The 18,595-nt window shown below is 70.1% G+C and carries 18 protein-coding genes; 11 read left to right on the top strand and 7 right to left on the bottom strand.

Translation table 11 applies throughout. The annotated features are described in order from the left end of the window. Positions 1-203: 203 nt before the first annotated feature. Together AB0C27_RS34480 and AB0C27_RS34475 are read left to right on the top strand one after the other, a co-directional pair. Entirely contained in the window at positions 204-1,550 is a 1,347-nt protein-coding gene (locus AB0C27_RS34480) for an NB-ARC domain-containing protein (RefSeq protein ID WP_357852762.1), read from the top strand. A gap of 94 nt (positions 1,551-1,644) precedes the next feature. Then, entirely contained in the window at positions 1,645-2,157 is a 513-nt protein-coding gene (locus AB0C27_RS34475) for a hypothetical protein (RefSeq protein ID WP_357852760.1), read from the top strand. A 29-nt stretch (positions 2,158-2,186) separates the two neighbouring features. Here the strand turns inward: AB0C27_RS34475 and AB0C27_RS34470 are convergent, their stop codons facing one another. Together AB0C27_RS34470 and AB0C27_RS34465 are read right to left on the bottom strand one after the other, a co-directional pair. After that, positions 2,187-4,094 (bottom strand): serine hydrolase, encoded by a 1,908-nt coding sequence (locus AB0C27_RS34470; protein ID WP_357852757.1) that lies wholly within the window; start codon positions 4,092-4,094, stop codon positions 2,187-2,189. A gap of 220 nt (positions 4,095-4,314) precedes the next feature. Next, positions 4,315-5,268 carry an NADP-dependent oxidoreductase gene (locus tag AB0C27_RS34465; protein WP_357852754.1) on the bottom strand — a complete coding sequence of 318 codons (954 nt, stop codon included), beginning with the start codon at positions 5,266-5,268 and terminating at the stop codon, positions 4,315-4,317. 117 nt (positions 5,269-5,385) lie between these two features. Between AB0C27_RS34465 and AB0C27_RS34460 the strand changes: the two genes are divergently transcribed. Then, positions 5,386-6,366 (top strand): helix-turn-helix domain-containing protein, encoded by a 981-nt coding sequence (locus AB0C27_RS34460; protein WP_357852752.1) that lies wholly within the window; start codon positions 5,386-5,388, stop codon positions 6,364-6,366. Positions 6,367-6,408: 42 nt separating this feature from the next. Here the strand turns inward: AB0C27_RS34460 and AB0C27_RS34455 are convergent, their stop codons facing one another. Both AB0C27_RS34455 and AB0C27_RS34450 read right to left on the bottom strand, forming a co-directional pair. Then, entirely contained in the window at positions 6,409-7,464 is a 1,056-nt protein-coding gene (locus AB0C27_RS34455; protein WP_357852749.1) for a kelch repeat-containing protein, read from the bottom strand. A 24-nt stretch (positions 7,465-7,488) separates the two neighbouring features. Next, on the bottom strand, positions 7,489-8,418 hold the full coding sequence (locus tag AB0C27_RS34450; RefSeq protein WP_357852746.1) for an NADP-dependent oxidoreductase: 930 nt from the start codon (positions 8,416-8,418) through the stop codon (positions 7,489-7,491). A gap of 134 nt (positions 8,419-8,552) precedes the next feature. On the opposite strand from AB0C27_RS34450, the gene AB0C27_RS34445 reads away from it, so the two are divergent. Beyond that, positions 8,553-9,434: a helix-turn-helix transcriptional regulator gene (locus AB0C27_RS34445; protein ID WP_357852743.1), complete on the top strand. Its 882-nt coding sequence runs from the start codon at positions 8,553-8,555 to the stop codon at positions 9,432-9,434. Between the two features lie 522 nt (positions 9,435-9,956). Next, the gene (locus AB0C27_RS34440; RefSeq protein ID WP_357853482.1) at positions 9,957-12,008 is read left to right on the top strand and encodes a DUF6571 family protein; all 2,052 of its coding nucleotides are present in this window, start codon (positions 9,957-9,959) and stop codon (positions 12,006-12,008) included. Here the strand turns inward: AB0C27_RS34440 and AB0C27_RS34435 are convergent. Beyond that, on the bottom strand, positions 11,971-12,423 hold the full coding sequence (locus AB0C27_RS34435; RefSeq protein WP_357852740.1) for a hypothetical protein: 453 nt from the start codon (positions 12,421-12,423) through the stop codon (positions 11,971-11,973). The two genes, AB0C27_RS34440 and AB0C27_RS34435, sit on opposite strands and share 38 nt — an antisense overlap. Positions 12,424-12,520: 97 nt before the next feature. Between AB0C27_RS34435 and AB0C27_RS34430 the strand changes: the two genes are divergently transcribed. Beyond that, on the top strand, positions 12,521-12,784 hold the full coding sequence (locus AB0C27_RS34430; protein WP_357852738.1) for a hypothetical protein: 264 nt from the start codon (positions 12,521-12,523) through the stop codon (positions 12,782-12,784). Positions 12,785-12,822: 38 nt separating this feature from the next. On the opposite strand, the gene AB0C27_RS34425 is transcribed toward AB0C27_RS34430, so the two are convergent. Further along, a complete protein-coding gene (locus tag AB0C27_RS34425; protein ID WP_357852735.1) occupies positions 12,823-13,353 on the bottom strand; it encodes a hypothetical protein in 531 nt (176 codons plus the stop codon). Between the two features lie 238 nt (positions 13,354-13,591). On the opposite strand from AB0C27_RS34425, the gene AB0C27_RS34420 reads away from it, so the two are divergent. The 5 genes from AB0C27_RS34420 to pcp all read left to right on the top strand — a co-directional run bounded on the left by AB0C27_RS34420 (position 13,592) and on the right by pcp (position 17,953). Next, a complete protein-coding gene (locus AB0C27_RS34420) occupies positions 13,592-14,242 on the top strand; it encodes a hypothetical protein (RefSeq protein ID WP_357852732.1) in 651 nt (216 codons plus the stop codon). Between the two features lie 11 nt (positions 14,243-14,253). Beyond that, a complete protein-coding gene (locus AB0C27_RS34415; protein WP_357852730.1) occupies positions 14,254-14,880 on the top strand; it encodes a helix-turn-helix domain-containing protein in 627 nt (208 codons plus the stop codon). A gap of 102 nt (positions 14,881-14,982) precedes the next feature. Beyond that, positions 14,983-16,638, top strand: a complete 1,656-nt coding sequence (locus AB0C27_RS34410) for a hypothetical protein (protein ID WP_357852727.1) — start codon at positions 14,983-14,985, stop codon at positions 16,636-16,638. Positions 16,639-16,816: 178 nt separating this feature from the next. Beyond that, entirely contained in the window at positions 16,817-17,287 is a 471-nt protein-coding gene (rraA, locus tag AB0C27_RS34405; RefSeq protein ID WP_357852724.1) for a ribonuclease E activity regulator RraA, read from the top strand. Between the two features lie 21 nt (positions 17,288-17,308). After that, positions 17,309-17,953, top strand: coding sequence for a pyroglutamyl-peptidase I (gene pcp, locus AB0C27_RS34400; protein ID WP_357852721.1), 645 nt, complete (start codon positions 17,309-17,311; stop codon positions 17,951-17,953). 118 nt (positions 17,954-18,071) lie between these two features. On the opposite strand, the gene AB0C27_RS34395 is transcribed toward pcp, so the two are convergent. Then, positions 18,072-18,563 (bottom strand): hypothetical protein, encoded by a 492-nt coding sequence (locus AB0C27_RS34395; RefSeq protein WP_357852718.1) that lies wholly within the window; start codon positions 18,561-18,563, stop codon positions 18,072-18,074. Positions 18,564-18,595: the final 32 nt, after the last annotated feature.

Here is an 18,595-nt window from a genome sequence, read left to right as displayed (position 1 = left end):
CTGGCCAATCACTCGCACGCCCTCAATCATGTTTGCGCGCGATGCCCGAGTGATCCGCCCCGTCCGATTCCGTCCAATGCCGTCCGAACGGTGGCTTGAACAGGCGGGACACGGTTTCGATGGTCAAGAACGACGGGGGATGCGTCGTGAGACAGGCCGACGATGAGAACGGGGGTGTCGGAGGAATGTATCCCGGTGCCGGGATGTCCTTGGGGGAACTGCTGCGCACGTGGCGCCGGCGGGCGCTGCTGACGCAGGAACAACTCGCCGAACGGGCCGGTCTGAACGTCAGGACGGTGCGCCGGCTGGAGAACGACGGGCTGCTGCGGCCCAGGACCACCTCGGTCCTGCTGCTGGCGCGGGCGCTGGACCTGGACGAGGCCGAACGGGCGGCCCTCAACACGGCCGCCCGCAGCACCACCGGCGCACCCGTCGCCGGTGGTGCGGACACGGTTAGGCCCGTCGTGGCCGACCCGCGACCGTGGACCGTCCCGCGCCAACTGCCCGCCGACGTCGCCGCGCCCGGCGTACGGGAGTGCGAGGCGGCCTTCGTGGCGGCCCGCACCACCCAGCCGGTCGTCTTCGTCACCGGCATGGCCGGGACGGGCAAGACGGTGCTGGCCGTGCACGCCGCCCACCGCCTGGCCCCTCTCTTCCCCGACGGGCAGCTCTTCGTGGACCTGCACGGCCATGCCCAGGGGGCGGCGCCGGTGGAGCCCGGTGACGCGCTCGCCCGCGTGCTCCGCACCCTGGGCGTGCCCGCCGAGCACGTCCCGTGGCACCTCGACGACCGTGCCGCGCTCTACCGCAGCGTCCTGGCCGACCGCAGGCTGCTGATCGTCCTGGACGACGCGGCCGGCGAACACCAGCTCCACCCGCTCCTGCCCGCCACGCCCGGCTGCCGGGTGATCGTCACCAGCCGCCACCGCCTGACCTGCCCCGGCGACGCCCGGATCCTCTCCCTGGACACCCTGCCCCTGACCGAGGCGGTCGCCCTGTTCGTCCGCACCGCCGGCTACGACCTGGACGTCACCACCGGCCGCGCCCCGGACGTCACCTCGGGAGGCGGCGCGGACGCGCCTCCTGACGTGCTGGCCGAGATCGTCCGCCGCTGCGGCCTGCTTCCCCTGGCCATCCGCCTCGCCGCCGCCCGCCTCCAGGCCCACCCGTCATGGAACGCCTGCCACCTGCTCGACCGCCTGACCACCGACCGCCTCGCCGAGCTGGCGGCCGGCCACCAGAGCGTCACCGGCGCACTCAACCGCTCCTACGAACGCCTGCCCCCCGACCAGCGCCGGGCCTACCGCCTCCTGGGCTCGGCCCCGCACCCGTCCTTCACCCTCGGCACCGCCGCTGCCCTGCTGAACACGACCACGGACCGGGCGAGCCGCCTGCTGGACCCGCTCCTGGACGCCCATCTCCTCCAGGAGCCGGCCCCCGGCCGCTACCGGCTGCACGACCTGGTCCACGCGCACGCCTCGACCCTGCGGCCACCGCACGGCGTCAGACCCTCCGTCCGCGTCCGCTGCCGCACCGCCTCCTTGACGTAACCGCGAGATCACCGCCTGGAACGGGGGCGCTCATCGTCGCCCCTATGAGTGATCTGCCGACATCCGTGAGTCAAGACCTGTAGGGTCTGCGATCATGAAAAATCACACTCTGACCCTCGGCCGTTCGGCCCTGGCGGCCGCGCTCGCCGGCGGAATCATGCTCGCCGCCGGCACTCCGGCCCTCGCCGAGCAGAAGCTCCTTTTAGGCCCCACGGGCTACGGCTCCGTGAAGCTCGGCATGACCGCGGCCCAGGCCAGGGCGACCGGGAAGATCGTCCGCAAGTCCGTCCGCAACTCCCTGCCGACCTGCACGACGTGGGACCTGAAGCAACAGCGCTACGGAAACGACCGGGCGGGCGTCTTCATCTCGAAGAGGCACGGTGTCGCCGCGATCGCCGCGCCGGGCAACGTACGCACTCCGCAAGGAATCGGCAGAGGCTCGACCATCGCCCAGCTCCGGCGGGCCTATCCCGACTTCAGGATCAACGCGGACGGGCCCATCGCCAGTGTGCCCGGCAACCGGAGGGCGACCTTCGTCTTCCACCTCTCGAAGACGAAGGTGCTGGGCGTGGGCCTCTTCCTCAAGAAGCAGGACTGCTTCAAGTAGAGCCGAGAGCCTGATCCCTTGACCGCCGGCTAGAACAGGTCGTGGGCGGGCCAGACGGAGACGGATCGGTAGACGTCCCACATCATCGCGTCCAGGTCGACGTTGTTGCCGTTGGCCGCGGCGGCCCAGCAGAACTCGTTCGCGGTGCGCACGATGACGGCCTCGGTGCCCGGGATGTAGCGGCCGGTGTGCCACCAGTTGCCGAGGCTGTTGACGTACCAGCCGAGCCCGTACGTCGGGCTGGCCGCCGACGGGGTGGTCATGGTGCTGATCGTGTCGCGGCGCAGCAGGTCACCGACAGTGGGGAAGCCGTCGGCGCGCACCGCGAACCGTACGACGTCCACCGGCGAGCCCAGCCAGCCGCCGTGCGCGTCCGTGCGCCGCACCGGGAGGGCGTACGGGTCGCCGGAGCCGTAGTAGACGACCTCGTCGGGCCGCCGCTCGGCGAGGGTGTCGGCGGCGAGGTGCATGTTGCCGATCCCGCTGGGCCCGAACACGTTCTGCCGGACGTGGTCGGCGTAGGACAGCCCGCTCACCTGCTCGATGATCCGTCCGAGCAGGCAGTAGCCGAAGTTCGAGTACACGTGCCTGGTGCCCGGCGTGAACTGCAGCGGCCGTTTGTCCAGCACCCATGTGATCAGTTGAGTCTGGTTCATCGTCGGGTTGGTGAACATCGGGTCGGTGCCGTCGTTGGGCCAGCCTCCTGCGGTGTGCTCCAGCAGGTGCCTGACCGTGATCGACCGCAGGTCCGCGCTGTACGGCTGGGTGCCGTACCGCGTGCCCAGAATGGCGCCGGTCCCGAGGACGCGCTGGTCGAGCGCCAGGCGGCCGGACTCGACGAGCCGCATGACCGCGACCGCCGTGATCGGCTTGGAGACGCTGGCCACCCGCATGACGTGCCGTTCGGTGAGCCGTTCGCCGGTGTCCCGCCTGGCCAGGCCGTACCCCTTGGCGAAGACCAGCGCGCCGCGGCGCGCGATGGCCAGCGAGATGCCAGCCACGCCCGAACCGGTCAGGTGGCGGTTGACGGCGGCGTCCACGCGGGAGAAGTCGTTCGCGGTCTGGCTCACCCAGATCGCGGCGAAGCGCGGCAGACCGTACCCGCTCACCTTGACCGGCCGGTAGCCACGGCGCAGATGATCGTCCACGGCGGCCTGATAGGCGGCCGAGTCGAGGCCGTGCCTCGCCGACCAGGCGGGCCCGTCGCCGTGTTCGAAGATCGCCGCGAACAACTCCGTACTGCCCACCATGTACCCGCTGACGTGAACCGGACGGAAGCCCCGGTTCGTCAGGTTGGTGAACTCGGCCTGGTATTGGGCGGCGGTGAGGTTGTGCCGCCCCACCCAGTCGGGCCCTGCCGTCTGCTCCCAGATCGCGGCGAACCGCGCCTGCCCGCCGACCTGGTACCCGTCCACGAGCACGAGCCGGTAACCGAGGCCGAGCAGGCGGTCGAACTCGGCCTGGTACTCGGCCGAGGTGAGGTTGTGCCGGGCCACCCAGGGCGGACCGCCGGTCTGCTCCCAGATGGCCGCGAAGTGCGCCTGCCCGCCGACCTCGTACCCGCTCACCACGACCGGGCGATATCCCAGGCCGGTGACGCGGGTGAACTCCGCCTGGTACTGCGCCGAGGTGAGCCCGTGCTTGGCGATCAGCGGCGGGCCGGGCGCCTGCTCCCAGATCCCTGCGTACCTGGCCTGGCCGCCGACCGTGTACCCGTCGACGTGCGTGGGGCGGTAGCCCAGCCCTGCCAGCCGGTCCCATTCCGCCTGGAACTGGTCGGCGGTCAGGTTGTGCCGCGCCACCCACCCGAACGGCCCCGCCACCGCGGTCCGTACCTCGCGACCCAGCCCCGCCAGGTCGAGCCCGAGCAGCGCGCCGAGCCCGGCGGCCGCGTGCAGGACATCGCGCCGGCTGTACGGCACGAACGGAAACGTCATGGTCAAACCCCCCCAAAGCTGTTGGACGATCCAACGATGAGGTCGGCGACCGGAGCGGGCCTGAGTAGCCCCGTACTCAATCGGAGATGCCGCTTGGGACGGCAACTGCCCCACGAACGACCTGCCTCACCCGCCTCGGCGAGGGCCCGGTGGTCGAACCTCCTGTTCACGACATTGGGAGCGCGACGCCCGTACTGCTCCGTGTCAGCGGTGATCGCGGTCAGCCGGTCACGGTGAGGACGAGCTTGCCGCGCGTACGGCCGGCCTCGCCCCGGGTGTGGGCCGCGCCGGCCTGCTCCAGCGGGAAGGTCTCCTCCACCTCGACGGCCACCTGACCGTCGTCGATCAGGCCGGCGATCGTGGTCAGCGCGGGGCCGTCCGGCTCCACCAGGAACGGAGTGGCGCGTACGCCGGCCGCCTCGGCGGCCTCGGCCAGCTCGGGGGAGACACCGCCGGGAACGGCGACCAGCAGGCCACCGGGACGCAGGACCTCGATCGAACGGGTGCCGGTCCGGTCCTGCCCGTCGCCCACCAGGTCGACGACGACGTCCACGTCCTTGACGGCCTGCTCGAAGGGGGAGGCCGTGTAGTCGATGACCTCCTCGGCGCCGAGCTCCCTGAGCCAGGGGTGGCGGGCGGCGCTCGCGGTGGCGATCACGTGGGCGCCCAGGTGCCGGGCGAACTGGACCGCGAAGTGGCCCACCCCGCCGGCCGCGGCCGTGATCAGGACCCGCTGCCCGGCCTGTACGCGGGCGGTGTCGACCAGGGCCTGCCAGGCGGTCAGCGCCGCCAGCGGCACGGCGGCCGCGTGCACGTGGTCAAGGGTGGCCGGCTTGCGGGCCCACTGGCGGGCCGGCGCGGTCACGTACTCGGCGTACGCGCCGGCGGCCCGCGGGAACCAGGGCATGGCGTACACCTCGTCCCCGGGCACGAGCGTGGTGACGCCGAAGCCGACCTCCTCGACGACGCCGGAGACATCCCAGCCCAGAATGAGCGGGAACATCTGCAGCCCGGCCATGCCGTGGCCCACGCGGGTCTTCCAGTCCACCGGGTTGACCCCGGCGGCGTGCACCCGTACCAGCACCTCGGTCGGCAGCGGCTCGGGGCGCGCGACGTCCTCCACGGTCAGCACGTCCGGCCCGCCGAACTCCTTGATGGTGACAGCTCGCATCATGTCGTCTCACCTTTCCTCCGCCGGGACGCTGCTCACGGCCCCGGCAGAAGCAACAGTGCCGGGAACGCATGGAGGCGCGTGAGTGGCCGGAAAGCCAGCTACCGTACCATTCCAGCCATGCCGCATCGTGTCGCCGTGCTCGCCCTCGACGGAGTCCTGCCGCTGGACCTGGGCATCCCGGCCCGGGTCTTCAACGAGGCCTGCGAACCCGACGGGACCCGCCTCTACTCCGTCACCACCTGCTCACTCGGCGGCCGGCCGGTACGCACGCACGAGGACTACCGGATCGTCGTCGACCACGACGAGTCGGCGCTGGAGCACGCGGACACCGTCGTCCTCGCCACCCAGGAGCCCGGCGAGCGGCTGCTCGCGACCGGCGCGCTCCCCGAGGAGGTCGCCGCGGCGCTGGCCAGGATCGGGCCGCGCACCCGCATCGTCAGCCTGTGCACCTCCGCCTTCCTGCTCGCGGCGGCCGGGCTACTGAACGGCCGCAGGGCCACCACGCACTGGGCGCTGTGCGACGCGCTGGCGCGGCTCTTCCCCGAGGTCGAGGTCGATCCGGACGTCCTGTTCGTCGACAACGGCCGCATCCTGACCTCCGCGGGCGGCGCGGCCGGCATCGACCTGTGCCTGCACCTGGTCCGCCTCGACCACGGCGCGGCGGTGGCCTCGGCCGCCGCGCGGCGCTGCGTGGTGGCGCCGTGGCGCGAGGGCGGGCAGGCGCAGTTCATCGAGCACCCGGTCCCGCAGGACACCGACCGCTCCACCTCGGCGACCCGGCAGTGGGCGCTGGACCGGCTGGCCGAGCCGATCACGCTGGAGGACATGGCCCGGCACGCGCACATGAGCGTACGCACCTTCACCCGGCGCTTCCGCGGCGAGGTGGGCAGCAGCCCGCTGAAGTGGCTGGCGCAGCGGCGGCTGGCGCACGCACGGCTGCTGCTGGAGTCCACCGACCTGCCCGTCGCCCGGATCGCCACCGTTTGCGGCTTCGGCGACCCGGTCGCGCTTCGGAAGCACTTCTACACGTACGTGGGCCTGTCACCCCTGGCCTACCGCCGCGCCCACCACGCACCGGAGCCGATGACGACACGTTGACCCTGTACAGTCATCGGCTCTCGCCTGCTGTGAGCCGGCCTGCTACGGCCGGTAGGCGTCGTTGACGTCCACCGGGGCCGCGCCCGCGGCAGTACCTCCGCCGGGGATGTGGATCGTGCCGCCCACCGCGACGGCCGCGGTCCCGTGCCGGGGCACCGGCATCGGCGCCAGGCGCACCCAGCGGTCGCGCGCCGTGTCGTAGGCCTCCGCCTCGGCGAAGACCGTGTTCGGGTTCGTCCCGTCGTGCCGACCCTCGCCGCCGAACGTGTAGATCCTGCCGCCCACGGCCGCGGCGGCGATCCCGCCCCTGGCCGTCGGCATCGGCGCCCGCTCCGACCAGCGGCGCGAGCGCAGGTCGAGCGCGTACACGGTGTCGCGCACGTTGACCTGCCCCCGGTCGCGACCGCCGAGCACGTAGAAGGTCGAGCCGACGACGGCCCCGCCGACGTGGTCGCGCGCCTGCGGCAGGCTCGGCAGGCTCTCCCACCGGCCGGTCACGACGTCGTACGACGACACGAGGTCCACCGTGTCCTGCAGCCCGCCGGGTCCTGGCGTCAGCGTGCGCATGCCGCCCGCGAGATAGATCTTCGTCCCGCGTACGCCCATCGCGGCGCTGCCCCGCTCCAGCCCGGCGGGCATCGACGGCAACGACGTCCAGCGGCCGGTACGCGGGTCGTACACGAAACTGTCCCGCAGCGCCTGCCACGACGCGCCGCCGGACAGCCCGCCGAGCACGTAGATCCGGCCGCCGACGGTCGCCACGTTGGGATGGTTCATCGCGACGGGCAGTGGGGCCGCCTCCGACCAGGTGTCGTGCCGCGTGTCGTACACCTCCACCCGCCCGGTGGTCACGACGCCCCCGGCCGGCTGCGGGACGATGCCGCCGAGCATGAAGACCCGGTGACCAAGGGCGGCCACGCTGTGCTCCTGCCGAGGCCCGCCACCGATTGCCGCCCGCCGCGACCACCCCTTCCCGTAGACCGGATCGGCCGGCGCGGTCGTCGCGGTGGGCGTCGGGTGGCTGGGGTGCGCGTACGCGGGCATTACGGGGCCCGTCACCAGGGCGGCACCGAGGAACAGGGCGATACCACGTCTCATGATTCTCCTTGCTTCGTCAGTTCATCAGGGCACGAGCACGAGCTTCCCCGTGACCGCCCCGCCTTCGACGACCTCGTGCGCCTTGGCCACCTCCGCCAGCGGCAGCACCTGATCGACGTGCACGGTGAGCCGCCCTTCCCCGACGAGCGCCGTCAGCCGGGCAAGATCGGGAGCGGACGAATGCACGACAAGGACGGCATGCCGGATACCGAGCCCGGCGACCAGCTCCGGCGTGACCCCGGTGTCCTGCGGATAGGCGCTGACCAGCAGCCCGCCGGGCCGGATGACGCGGGCGGAGCGGTTCCCGTATTCGCCGCCGACCAGGTCGAGCACTACATCGACGGGCTCGATCTCGGTGAAGTCGCGGGCTCGATAGTCGACCGGCTCGTCCACACCGAGGCGGCGCAGCAGCTCATGTTTCCCCGCGCTCGCCGTGGCGACGACATGGGCACCCCGAGCCTTGGCGATCTGCACAGCGAGGTGCCCGACACCGCCGGCGGCACGATGCACCAGCACCCGCTGCCCTGCCTCGACCCGGGCCAGACCGACGAGACCCTGCCAGGCGGTGAGACCGGCCATCGGCAGCCCCGCCGCCTGCTCGACACTCAGCCCCTCGGGCCTGGTCACGATCTCGTTGACCGACGCGAGCACGTACTCGGCATAAGTGTTGCCCGCGCCCGGCATGGCGAGCAGACCGAGCACCTCGTCGCCTTCGGAGAACGCGGACACGCCGGGGCCGACGGCCTCGACGACGCCGGCGACGTCCCAGCCGAGCGTGAACGGCGGCTCGCCGAGCAGCGGCAGGGCGCCGGAGCGTACGTGCACGTCGACCGGATTGACGCCGATCGCGCCGGTCGCGATGAGCACCTGCCCGAAGCCCGGCTCCGGCCGGTCGGCCTCGGCGAGTTCGAGCACGTCCGGCCCGCCGAGCGCGCGCTGAATGATGACACGCATGAGGAGCCCTCCTGGTAGGGATAGCGGAATTCCCGTTCACGCTGGCCCGAAGTGCGCCCGCCGACCAGGGCTGAGCCGACCCTAGGGTTGCCACCCCCTGGCTACGCCCCGCCGCCAGGAGTCACCATGGAAGGGTGAACCTCCGCGAACTGGCCGCGTTCCTGAAGACCCGCCGCGCCCGCGTCCGCCCCGCCGACGTCGGCCTGCCCACCGGCCCCCGGCGCCGGGTCCCCGGCCTGCGCCGCGAGGAGGTCGCCCAGCTCGCGAGCCTGTCGGCGGACTACTACACCGAGCTGGAACGCGGCCGCGGCGCCCAGCCGTCGGCCCAGACCCTGGCCGCGCTCGCCCGCGCGCTCCGGCTGGAGGGCGACGAACGCGACCACCTGTTCCACCTCGCGGGCCGCCCCGTCCCGGCGACACACGGCCCGACCGCCCACGTCCAGCCGGCCATGCTCGCCATGCTCGACCGGCTCGCCACCACCCCCGCCATGATCATCACCGACCTGCACGAGACCCTGGCCCAGAACGACCTGGCCGCCGCCCTGATCGGCCGCCACCCGATGAGAACCGGCCCGCAGGCCAGCTACGTCTACCGCTGGTTCACCGACCCCGCAGCCCGCACGCTCTACCCGCAGGACGAGCACCCGCACCACTCTCGGGTCTTCGTCTCCGACCTGCGCGCGGTCGCCGCCCGCCGTGGCCGCGACGCCCACGTCCTGCGGCTGGTGGCCACGCTGCGGCGGCGCAGCACCGAGTTCGCGGGCCTGTGGGACGACCACACGGTGGCGCTACGCCGCGCCGACCACAAGCGCCTGGTCCACCCGACACTGGGCATCATCGAGGTCGACTGCCACAGCCTGTTCAGCGAGGACGGCCGCCAGCGCCTGCTCTGGTTCACCGCGCCGGCCGGCAGCCGGGGAGCGGCCCAACTGGAGCTGCTGTCCGTCATCGGCACCCAGGACATGAGCCTCGACGCCTCGGACGTGACACAGGCGAGCTTCAGAGGGTCGGACTAGGCGACGATCACAAAGACACCCATGAACGGTGGCTCTGGTGAGACGAGACGCCACACCACCCCAGTGAGATCCCGGAACCACCTCTCTTCGAAATTCTCTATATTTCCGTACCGTGACTCCACGGGAATCTCTTCGAAGTCCCCGCTCTTGATCGCGGCGCTGAGCCATTCCTGGAAGCGAGCGAACTCATCCGGACTACGAAATCCCTGAATCTGGTCAAGTGTTCGGTCATGTTTCCTCATGGGAACTCGCCACGGTTCACGATCCAGCTCGGGTCTACCTTCTGGGTGATGAGTACTCGACTGCCACCGCCGGCCGGGCCGCCGTCAGCGAGAAAGCCACTTGATCACGAGATGTCTGGGCACTGACAGCGCGTGAGTGGCAGACGAGAGTGAGTTGGTCACTCCTGCCGGGGGCCGACATGCGCGGCAGATTATGCCGAGTTGGTCGATCGATGCTGAAGTGATCGGCTTTGCTCCTACGCTGAGGGCGGCTGCCAACAGGCGGGAGGCGATCGTGGAAATGACGCCGCCGGGCACCGGCCCGCTCTCCCCTGACTACAGCGGGCTCGATCCCGAGCGCATGGACGCGTTCATCACGACGTTCAAGACCGGTGGCGACCGGGTCGGCGAGGCGGCCGGGGCGTTGCGCCGGCTGCTGGAGCAGGCGCGGCTGCCCGCGGCGGAGCTGCAGCCGCTCGCCGCCACGCTGTTGTGGCTGGACACGAAGCTGCCGGAGCTGCGCCGCCGGGCCCAGACCGCCAGGGCGGCGAACGCGTTGACGCCGTGGCGGACCGGCCTGCTGCCGTTCGACGAGAGCAAGCTCATGTCGCAGAGCGAGGCCAGGAAGAAGGGGGCGGAGCTGGCCGACCGGTTCCGGGACGCAAGGTCGAGTTTCGGAACGTTCGGGGAGCGGCCCAACGACGCCGAGCTCGGCGCGCTCATCGCCGAGCTGGACGCGCACCGCGACGACCCGGATTTCACCGCGGCGTTCTTCGCCCGGCTGGGCGTGGAGGGGACGCTCAACATTGCCGGCAAGCTGCGGCAGGGCATGCGGGACCCGGAGAAGGCGATCGACGTGGTGAGCCGCGCTTTCGGCACCGCGATCCGCGGCGGGGACGTCGTCACGCGCGCGGGCCGTGAGGACTCCGCTGTCTTCACCGGTACGGACGTGCCGGGCTTCGCCAGGCTCAAGGACGAACTGACCAGGGAGCCGCCCGAGCCCGGGCATCGTGCGCTGGGCTGGCTGCTGCGGGCGGGGGACTTTCCGCCCGAATGGCTGGCCAAGGTGGTGAAGGCGCACGCGCTGACACCAGAGGCCGGGCTGCAGGGCAAGGAGATGGAGGGGTATCTCGACGCGCTCGGCAACAATCCCGCCGCCGCTCGGCTGGCTCTGGGCGCGGTGCGCAAGGACGGCGTGCCGCTCGCGGAGCTGCTGCGGGACCTCTTCCGGCGGACCCGGACGTCCGTGTCCTCCGGCCCTGAGGCGGCGGACGCCTTCGGGCGGATGCTCGCGGCCGCGGCGGGGGCCTATGACGAGAAGGACGGGGCGCACTCGCCGGAGTCGGCGAAGTTCGCCTTCGACCTCATGCGGGCGCTGCCGGGTCTCGCCAATCCCACCCCGGAGGAACGGCGGCGCGGGATTTGGCCGGTGGAAATAGACGACTCGACCAGGAAGCACCTGGCGGAGATCGCCGGCGCTTACGCGACGGAGGTGACGGAGGGGGCGAATCTGGGCGACTCGAATCGTACGCAGGGGAGTGCTTTCGGGCCGGTGAAGACGGTGGTGCCGGGGTTGAAGCCCGCCTTCCGGTTGTCGCCGGAGGAGACGTACGCGTTCATGAAGCTGTTCGCGAACTCCCCGGCCACTGTGGCGCCGTTCGAGGAGGGCATGGGCCGGCTGACCGATCGGCTCATGGCCGCGGCGGCCCAGGCGGACGGCAAGGGAAGCATCGACCACCTGGAACGGGCGATGAGGGCGCTCGGTTACACGGCGGGCATGCAGTTCGCCGCCGAACGAGCCGTGCAAGGCTCACTCGACAAGAAGGACAAGGAGTTCCGCGAACAGCAGGCCGCCAAGCTCGGCTTCTTCATCAACCTCGCGGGGATCTCCGTCCCGCTGCAAGGTCAGCCACTGTGGATCGCGGTGAGCACAATCGCGGGAACCGCGATCAACAGCCTGAACGAGGTCGACAAGACGCGCCTGGACGCTCTCGACGACAAGACTCGACTGGCCGCACTGGTGAGAGGGCGGTGGCTGGTCGACATGCTGATGGCCCAAGGGTTCAAACCGGAGGTGTCGGCGGCCGATGAACGGTTCAACGTGCCGCCGATCGTGGACGAGAACGGCCGGCTGCTGCCCTTCGAGAAGATAGCTCAGAGCAAGGAAGGTCTCCGAAATCTCAACAACTGGCTGATCGCCAACGGCTCCGGCCTGACCGACAAGAGCCGCATCGGAGAGGCGACGACCCAGTTGGACGTGATGTTCCGCGGAGCCAAGGACGCGGCGGAGGACGAATGGAAGCGATACGACGAACTCAGCCGGGCAGAAGGCAGTCCGTCTCGCCGCGGATGACCATCGCATTTCGAGCCGGCGACGACAGCACGATATGCGTCCTGAACTCCTTGCTGACCACATCCTGCACCGTGGGCTGCCCGGCCGCGTTCAGCTCATATTCGGCGACGAGATCGAGAGCGCCGATCATGGCCACGACCAGCGAGTCCGGGTCCCCTGATCCGATGTCATTCTTCGCGGTGGCCGCGTAAGTGCGTTTGACCTTGCCCGCGTCGCAGGGAACGTCCTTGCCGCCCGGGTCTGTGACCTTGATGTCCTTGGCCTGAGCTCCTTCGAAGGTCCTGGTGATGTGTTCTTTGAGCGTCACGCCGGCTTCGGCAGCCGTGGGCACCTTCGGCTCCTCGTTCCCCCCACACCCGGCCAGCACGAAAAGCCCGATCAGGGGCGCCGAAAGCACGCGCCATGCCGGATTCATCATTGATTTCCTCCGAACGCAGGCCAGCCTCCGGACAAGTCTCATAATGTTCGATAGCTCCCTGCAAGCCATTCAATCGAATCCCTCTAGGAAACCGATGGCTCCGGTACCCAATCCGCGCCATGCGGAGTTACAGCACCTCATCGCCCAGGCCAGGGCGCACGTGGACCGACTGGAGACGGCACTCGACCCGGCCTGCAACCAGTTCGCGGGCCAGGCCATCTGGGTCGGCCGCACCGCCCAGAACTTCGCCAGAGAACTGACCGGGCATCGCACCCGGGTCAGAGCGGTGGCACAAGCCGTTCTTGCGACTCTGGAAGAAGAGATGCGCCGCACCCCACCCGAGGGACCGCCGAGCTAAGTGGCCATCACCGCCGAAACTCGAAGCGCGGATCGAGGCTAGCCGTCGGCATCGTCCACCGTCGCAATGACGAAAACATCGCCGTTCGGAGCATGGGAAAGACAGTCGATATCACTGTCCACCCTGTATCCAAACGGGATTTTCTTCCCCCATTTCTCATACCCGCCCCCCAGAGCTACCGACGCCCCCTGCAAGACATCGCCGACGCCCGGGACAGTCACACCGCGTTTCCCATCGACCCGCGCCGGGCTCGTCCCCTTCGGCCAAACCAGCCCGACAAGCGTCGAGCCGGTCGTCATCAGCTCCAAACACCTGTTCTCAGCGTTGTATCTCAGCTCACCTTTCGTAGCGACGAGGAAGTCGAGCGTTGAGCTACGGACGACGATCTTCGGATCGCGACCAACCACCCGCAGGTAGTCAACGCCGTCGTTCACGACGTCGGACGGCTGCTCAACCGGCGGCACCGGGGCCGATACACGGTCGTCCGGCGAAGAGCAGGCGGCCAGCGGGATCAGCAGCGCCAACACAGCCGTGCCGAAAGTCCGGGGATGGTCGCGTAACCGTCTCATGGGCGCATCCAACCATCAGCAGGCGGGCGAGTGAACCGGTCTGGCGCCGAGGCGTGCCGGATGCGGTGCGCTACTGACACCAGGCTTAGCGATGCCCGCGCCGATCCACGGCCCCCGGCCATCGCGGCTCGCCTCCCGCCCACCGCCAGGGCACAAGCTCGTCTCCCTTCCATGCCGATTAACATGCTATATATTGATTATAAGTAGCGTTAACTTAAATCATCAGAGGAGCGCCGGCATGGAGTTCACCGTTCTGGCAGGGCTCGGCGGGATCGGGTTCGTGCTCATCGGAGTCGTCATCAACGCCATCTACCTCCGCTCCGGCCTCCCCCTCCCGACCTCGGGCAAGGGCCTGGACGCGACCGTCGACTCGTACGCCGGCCTCACGGACGCCCTGAAGAGACCGTCGGTGCTCGTACCGCTGACCTGGCTGTGCCTCACGCTCTTCGCCGCCGGACTCCTCTTGGTGCTCTGGCGCGGAAACGGAGATCAGAGCGCGTGGGCACTGGTGGGATTCGCCGGAGTGCTGCTGCAGAACGCGACGTTCACCTGCATCGAGGCACTGCGGTTCGGCATGGCCACCGCCGCCCGCCACGGACGTGGCGAGACGGCGGGCCTCTGGGGGATGAGCAACGTGCTGTTCGGCTTCAACCAGGCATTCCTCGCCATGGCCCTGCTCGGCTTCACCACCGCCGGGGTCAGCGGCGGCATGGTCCCCGTCTGGCAGGCGGCCCTGGGATATGTCAGCGCCGCCCTGCTCATGCTGTCCGCGCTCGCCGCCCCGTACAACGTTGAGGGTGGCAACCGTCTCGGACTCGCCGGGCTGATCGGCTGGCTGGGCTGGATCACCTGGATCGTCGCCTACAGCGTCTCCCTGCTGCTGCGATAGCGTCACTCAGCATGAGCGCAGAGGGGACCCGTCGTCGCTACGACTCGCTGCGCCGTACGGCGCAGGCGATGGAGACCCGCGCCGAGATCGCCCAGGCCGCGCGCCGGCTCTTCGTCGCGCGCGGGTGGACGGCGACGACCGTACGCGACGTCGCCCGCGAGGCGGGCGTCTCCGTGCCGACGGTCTACTCGGTGTACGGCAACAAGGCCGGCCTGACCCGGGCACTGGCGGACGCCGCCGGCCTGTCCGCCGACCCCGCGCGTCAACTCGCCGAACTGGAGGCCCCGGGAGCGGCTCCCGAACGGCAGCTCGCCGCGATGGCGGCCTTCGACCGACGGCTGTTCGAAGACGCCGGAGACATCATCGTCCCGCTACGCGAAGCCGCCCGTACGGAACCCGAACTGGCCACCCTCTACCGCGACAGCCGCGCCCGTGCCGCCGAGACCCGCGTGGCGGTGTTCTCGTCATGGCCGACCGGCACCCTCCGCCCGGGCCTGGACGTGCCGACCGCCGCCGACATCTACGCGGCGATGTGCAGCATCGACGTCTACACCACCCTCACCACCGAACGCGGCTGGCCCCCGGACCGCGTCGAACACTGGTGGGCCGAAGCCCTGCCCCGCGAACTCCTCCGCTGACCGAGCTCACCACTGGCCACAGGGCTTGACTCCTGGAGCCCCCGCCTTCATGATCACATTGCATCGAACTCACGTTCCCATTATGCACCTCGAGGAGGACACGTGCGCTCACCGAACCGCGGCGCCCGCTCATCAGCAACGCGCCGCCTGCTCGCCCTCAGCGGCGCCTTAGCCGTGGCGGCCGGCCTGCTCACCGCACTCGCACCGGCCGCCTCAGCCGCCGACTCCACGACCGACCTCGGTACGTTCGCCACCGCCGGAAGCGGCGCCGTAGCCGCAGGCGGTGGCAAGGTCTTCGTCTCCGCGAGCAGCAGGATCATCGTCACGGACACCCAGGGCGTGGTCTCCGGCAGCATCACCGGCCTGTCCGGCGCGGCCGGCCTGGCCCTCAGCGCGGACGGCACCCGCCTGTACGCCGCGCTGGGCGGTTCGCACCAGGTGGCCGAAGTCGACACCGCCGATCTCAGCATTGTCCGGCGCATCGACCTGACCGCCTACCCGTGCCCGGTGAACCTGTCGCTCTCCGGCAGCCGGTTGTGGGTCGGCCACGGCTGCTACCGCGAGACCGGAGGCGGCGTCGTCGGTCTCGACCTGTCGGCGCCGACGCCGATGCCCGTCCCCATCGACGCCGGTACGTTCGACGCACCCCGGGTCGCCGCCGCAGGGGACACGCTGGTGGTGGCCAACACCACCACCGAGTCGTCCGACCTGCTGGTGTACGACGTCAGCGGCACCCCCGCCACCCTGCGCGGCGCAATCGCGAGCCACCCGAACGACCAGAATCTCCCGAACGACCTCGCCATAACACCCGACGGTTCAACCGTCATCTCCGTGGACGCCGACACCCACCAACTCGGCGCCTGGGACACCACCAGCCTGACCAAGGTCCGGGATTACGCCACGGAAGCGGCAGACTCCCCGGTATCCGTCGCGATCAGCCCGGACGGCGCCCACGTCGTAGGCGGCTGGAAGAGCGCATTCACCCTGTACGGCGCTTCCACGGCGACGACGCTGCACCACACCACCCCACCGGCGGCCAATTCCCTCGGAAGTCTCGCCTTCTCCGGGGCCGACGTCTTCGGCGTGTTGCGGGGAAACAGTGATAAGCGGCTCCGGCTGTGGCGGCTGCACGGGGTGACCCTCCCACCGTCCAAGCTGACCTTGACGGGGCCGTCCAGGGCGACAGCGTACGAGGAGTTCACCCTGCCGGGACGCCTCACGCTGAGCGATGGTTCGGCCCCTGGCGTACAGACGCTCACCGTGACCCGAAGGGCGCCTCTGAGCGGCAGTCCTGTGACACCACTTCCGGATGTGACGACGGCGGCGGATGGCACGTTCACCATCACAGACACACAGCCGCCCACCAAAGTCACGTATGAGGTGCGCTGGAACGGCAGCTCGGATCATCGATGGAGCAAGGCGCAACAGACCATTGCCTTTGTCTTGCCCTCTTCGTCACTGACCCTGTCCGGCCCGTCAGAAGGGTCCGTCGGCGAACAACTCCAGTTCAGTGGCGTACTGAAGGCCGGCGACCGGGTTTTCCCGCCGACCACCACGCTCAAGGTGCATCGCGCGCTCGCCCGCGCCGACCTGACCCAGCTGTTCGAGCTGACGCCCGCTCCTGACGGGTCTTTCAGCTTCACCGACACCCCCACCGGGCCAGGCGAATACACCTACGCCGTCGCATGGGAAGGCGACGACTCCCATCGGGGAACCCGGGTCTACCACGACGTCACGGTCCTGGAGCAGCAGGAATAGCGCGGAGTGTGAGGGGCGGCGGGTGGCCGGGATGCTCAGGCAGCACCGCGCCACCTGCCGCATCACGTACGACGGCCTGCCCGGTCCCGCCCTCGAACGGCTGAGCCGATACGGTCGGATCGCTCACCGGAGCGCCGCTTCGACCAGCGGAACGCCCGATGCGCAGAAAGGCCGCGCCATGACCATTGTGACCGCAGACCTCTACGACGAGCGAGGCGAGCAGCTCGACTCCTGCGACCTCCAGCTCTCCCAGTACGGCGGCCGCCGCGCCTTCTCCGGCACGGTCACGACCGTCCGCTGCCATGAGGACAACGTCCTGCTCAAATCGGCTCTGGAGGAGCCCGGCGAGGGACGCGTCCTGGTGGTCGACGGCGGCGGCTCCCTCCACACCGCCCTCATGGGCGACGTCATCGCGGGCCTCGCCGTCACCAACGGCTGGGCGGGTGTGATCATCAACGGCGCGGTACGAGACGTCGCCGCCCTGCGCGAACTGGACCTGGGCATCAAGGCACTGGGCTCCAACCCCCGCAAGAGCAGCAAAACGGGAGCCGGCGAACGCGACGTTCCGGTCACTTTCGGCGGCGCCACCTTCCATCCCGGAGCCGAGCTGTTCAGCGACGACGACGGCATTCTCGTAACCCGCGCCTGACCCGGCTGACAGAGGAAATTCATGACCGACGTGCTGCTCACCGGATTCGAGCCCTTCGACGGCTCCGGCGTCAACCCGTCGTGGCAGGCGGTGCAACGCGTCGCGACCACCCCGCCGGACGGATTATCGATCACGACGGCGATGCTGCCGGTGGTCTTCCACGACGCCATCGCCCAGCTGCGCGCGGCCGTCGAGGAGTCCGGCGCCGACGTCGTCATCTGCGTCGGCCAGGCGGGCGGAAGGCCGGGCATCTCGGTTGAACGCATAGCCATCAACCTCGACGACGCCCGCATCCCCGACAACAAGGGCGTACAGCCCGTGGACGAGCCCGTCGTCGCGGACGGCCCGGCGGCGTACTTCTCCACCCTCCCGGTGAAGGCGTGCGTGGCCGCCGTCCGCGAGGCCGGCCTGCCGGCGTCCGTCTCGCACACGGCGGGCACATTCGTCTGCAACCACGTCTTCTACGGCCTGATGCACCTCATCGCCTCCGGCCGGCCGGGGGTGCGCGGAGGCTTCGTCCACGTGCCGTACCTGCCCGAACAGGTCCCGGACGGAGACAAGCCGTCGATGCCCGTCGAGTCGATCGCGGCGGCCCTGACCGCGATCGTGTCCGCGGCGGCCACCACGACATCAGACCTGAAGCAGACCGGCGGCTCCCTCCACTGACCCAGGCTCCGTCCGGGTTGAGATGTCCAGAGGCCGGCCACCTCCAGCTCGACGCGAGCGGGGCGCCCGAGCAGGACGTTCACTCCGGCGTCCTCGGCTGGTTACCTCGGCCCCAGGACTACGGAGTGGAGTCGCCAGTGCTGCTCCCGGGCCTGGTGTCGTCGTCATCAGTGGCCGAGTGCTCACTGACCTGCTCGCCTTCGGAGTCGTCCTCGGCGAGACCATCAGATGGGGACTCGTCCGCGGGCTCGAAGAAGGCTTCCAGCGGCCCAGGCGGGGCGGACGACTCGAACGGCGGGCTCCAGGCGGCGGTCGCCTCAGGGTCCTCAGCGGAGCTGGTCTCAGGACGAGGATGGTCCGCACCGGATGGGGCGCTGTCCTGTTTATCGAGGGCGATGACGTTGTCGAGCGCTTCGAGAAGTTGCCGCGTCCACGGGTTCTCCTCCCCGGCAGCCCCCGCGGGGAGGGGAGGTGGAGCCAGGGGCATGGGTTCGACGTGCTCGGGGGTGGCCAGCTGCGTCCGCCGGGACCTGGCCACGAGCACCGCGAGCCCGGCCAGCAGCGCGACCAGGAGCACCACAGCCGAGGTGACCGTCGTCGTGGCGGACAAGCCCCACTGATGACTGGACGCCGCGGTGTTGA

The sequence above is a fragment of the Nonomuraea sp. NPDC048882 genome (genome assembly GCF_040649755.1).
In the GTDB taxonomy this organism is placed as follows: Bacteria; Actinomycetota; Actinomycetes; order Streptosporangiales; family Streptosporangiaceae; genus Nonomuraea; species Nonomuraea maheshkhaliensis.
Note: the sequence above shows the minus strand (reverse complement) of the source record. Positions and strands in the feature narration are given on the sequence as shown.

What these genes read in the sequence shown, in the direction of transcription:
- AB0C27_RS34480 (WP_357852762.1), top strand. Translation starts at nt 204, where the DNA reads ATGTCCTTGGGGGAACTGCTGCGCACGTGGCGCCGGCGGGCGCTGCTG.
- AB0C27_RS34475 (WP_357852760.1), top strand. Translation starts at nt 1,645, where the DNA reads ATGAAAAATCACACTCTGACCCTCGGCCGTTCGGCCCTGGCGGCCGCG.
- AB0C27_RS34470 (WP_357852757.1), bottom strand. Translation starts at nt 4,094, where the DNA reads ATGACGTTTCCGTTCGTGCCGTACAGCCGGCGCGATGTCCTGCACGCG.
- AB0C27_RS34465 (WP_357852754.1), bottom strand. Translation starts at nt 5,268, where the DNA reads ATGATGCGAGCTGTCACCATCAAGGAGTTCGGCGGGCCGGACGTGCTG.
- AB0C27_RS34460 (WP_357852752.1), top strand. Translation starts at nt 5,386, where the DNA reads ATGCCGCATCGTGTCGCCGTGCTCGCCCTCGACGGAGTCCTGCCGCTG.
- AB0C27_RS34455 (WP_357852749.1), bottom strand. Translation starts at nt 7,464, where the DNA reads ATGAGACGTGGTATCGCCCTGTTCCTCGGTGCCGCCCTGGTGACGGGC.
- AB0C27_RS34450 (WP_357852746.1), bottom strand. Translation starts at nt 8,418, where the DNA reads ATGCGTGTCATCATTCAGCGCGCGCTCGGCGGGCCGGACGTGCTCGAA.
- AB0C27_RS34440 (WP_357853482.1), top strand. Translation starts at nt 9,957, where the DNA reads ATGACGCCGCCGGGCACCGGCCCGCTCTCCCCTGACTACAGCGGGCTC.
- AB0C27_RS34435 (WP_357852740.1), bottom strand. Translation starts at nt 12,423, where the DNA reads ATGAATCCGGCATGGCGCGTGCTTTCGGCGCCCCTGATCGGGCTTTTC.
- AB0C27_RS34430 (WP_357852738.1), top strand. Translation starts at nt 12,521, where the DNA reads ATGGCTCCGGTACCCAATCCGCGCCATGCGGAGTTACAGCACCTCATC.
- AB0C27_RS34425 (WP_357852735.1), bottom strand. Translation starts at nt 13,353, where the DNA reads ATGAGACGGTTACGCGACCATCCCCGGACTTTCGGCACGGCTGTGTTG.
- AB0C27_RS34420 (WP_357852732.1), top strand. Translation starts at nt 13,592, where the DNA reads ATGGAGTTCACCGTTCTGGCAGGGCTCGGCGGGATCGGGTTCGTGCTC.
- AB0C27_RS34415 (WP_357852730.1), top strand. Translation starts at nt 14,254, where the DNA reads ATGAGCGCAGAGGGGACCCGTCGTCGCTACGACTCGCTGCGCCGTACG.
- rraA (WP_357852724.1), top strand. Translation starts at nt 16,817, where the DNA reads ATGACCATTGTGACCGCAGACCTCTACGACGAGCGAGGCGAGCAGCTC.
- pcp (WP_357852721.1), top strand. Translation starts at nt 17,309, where the DNA reads ATGACCGACGTGCTGCTCACCGGATTCGAGCCCTTCGACGGCTCCGGC.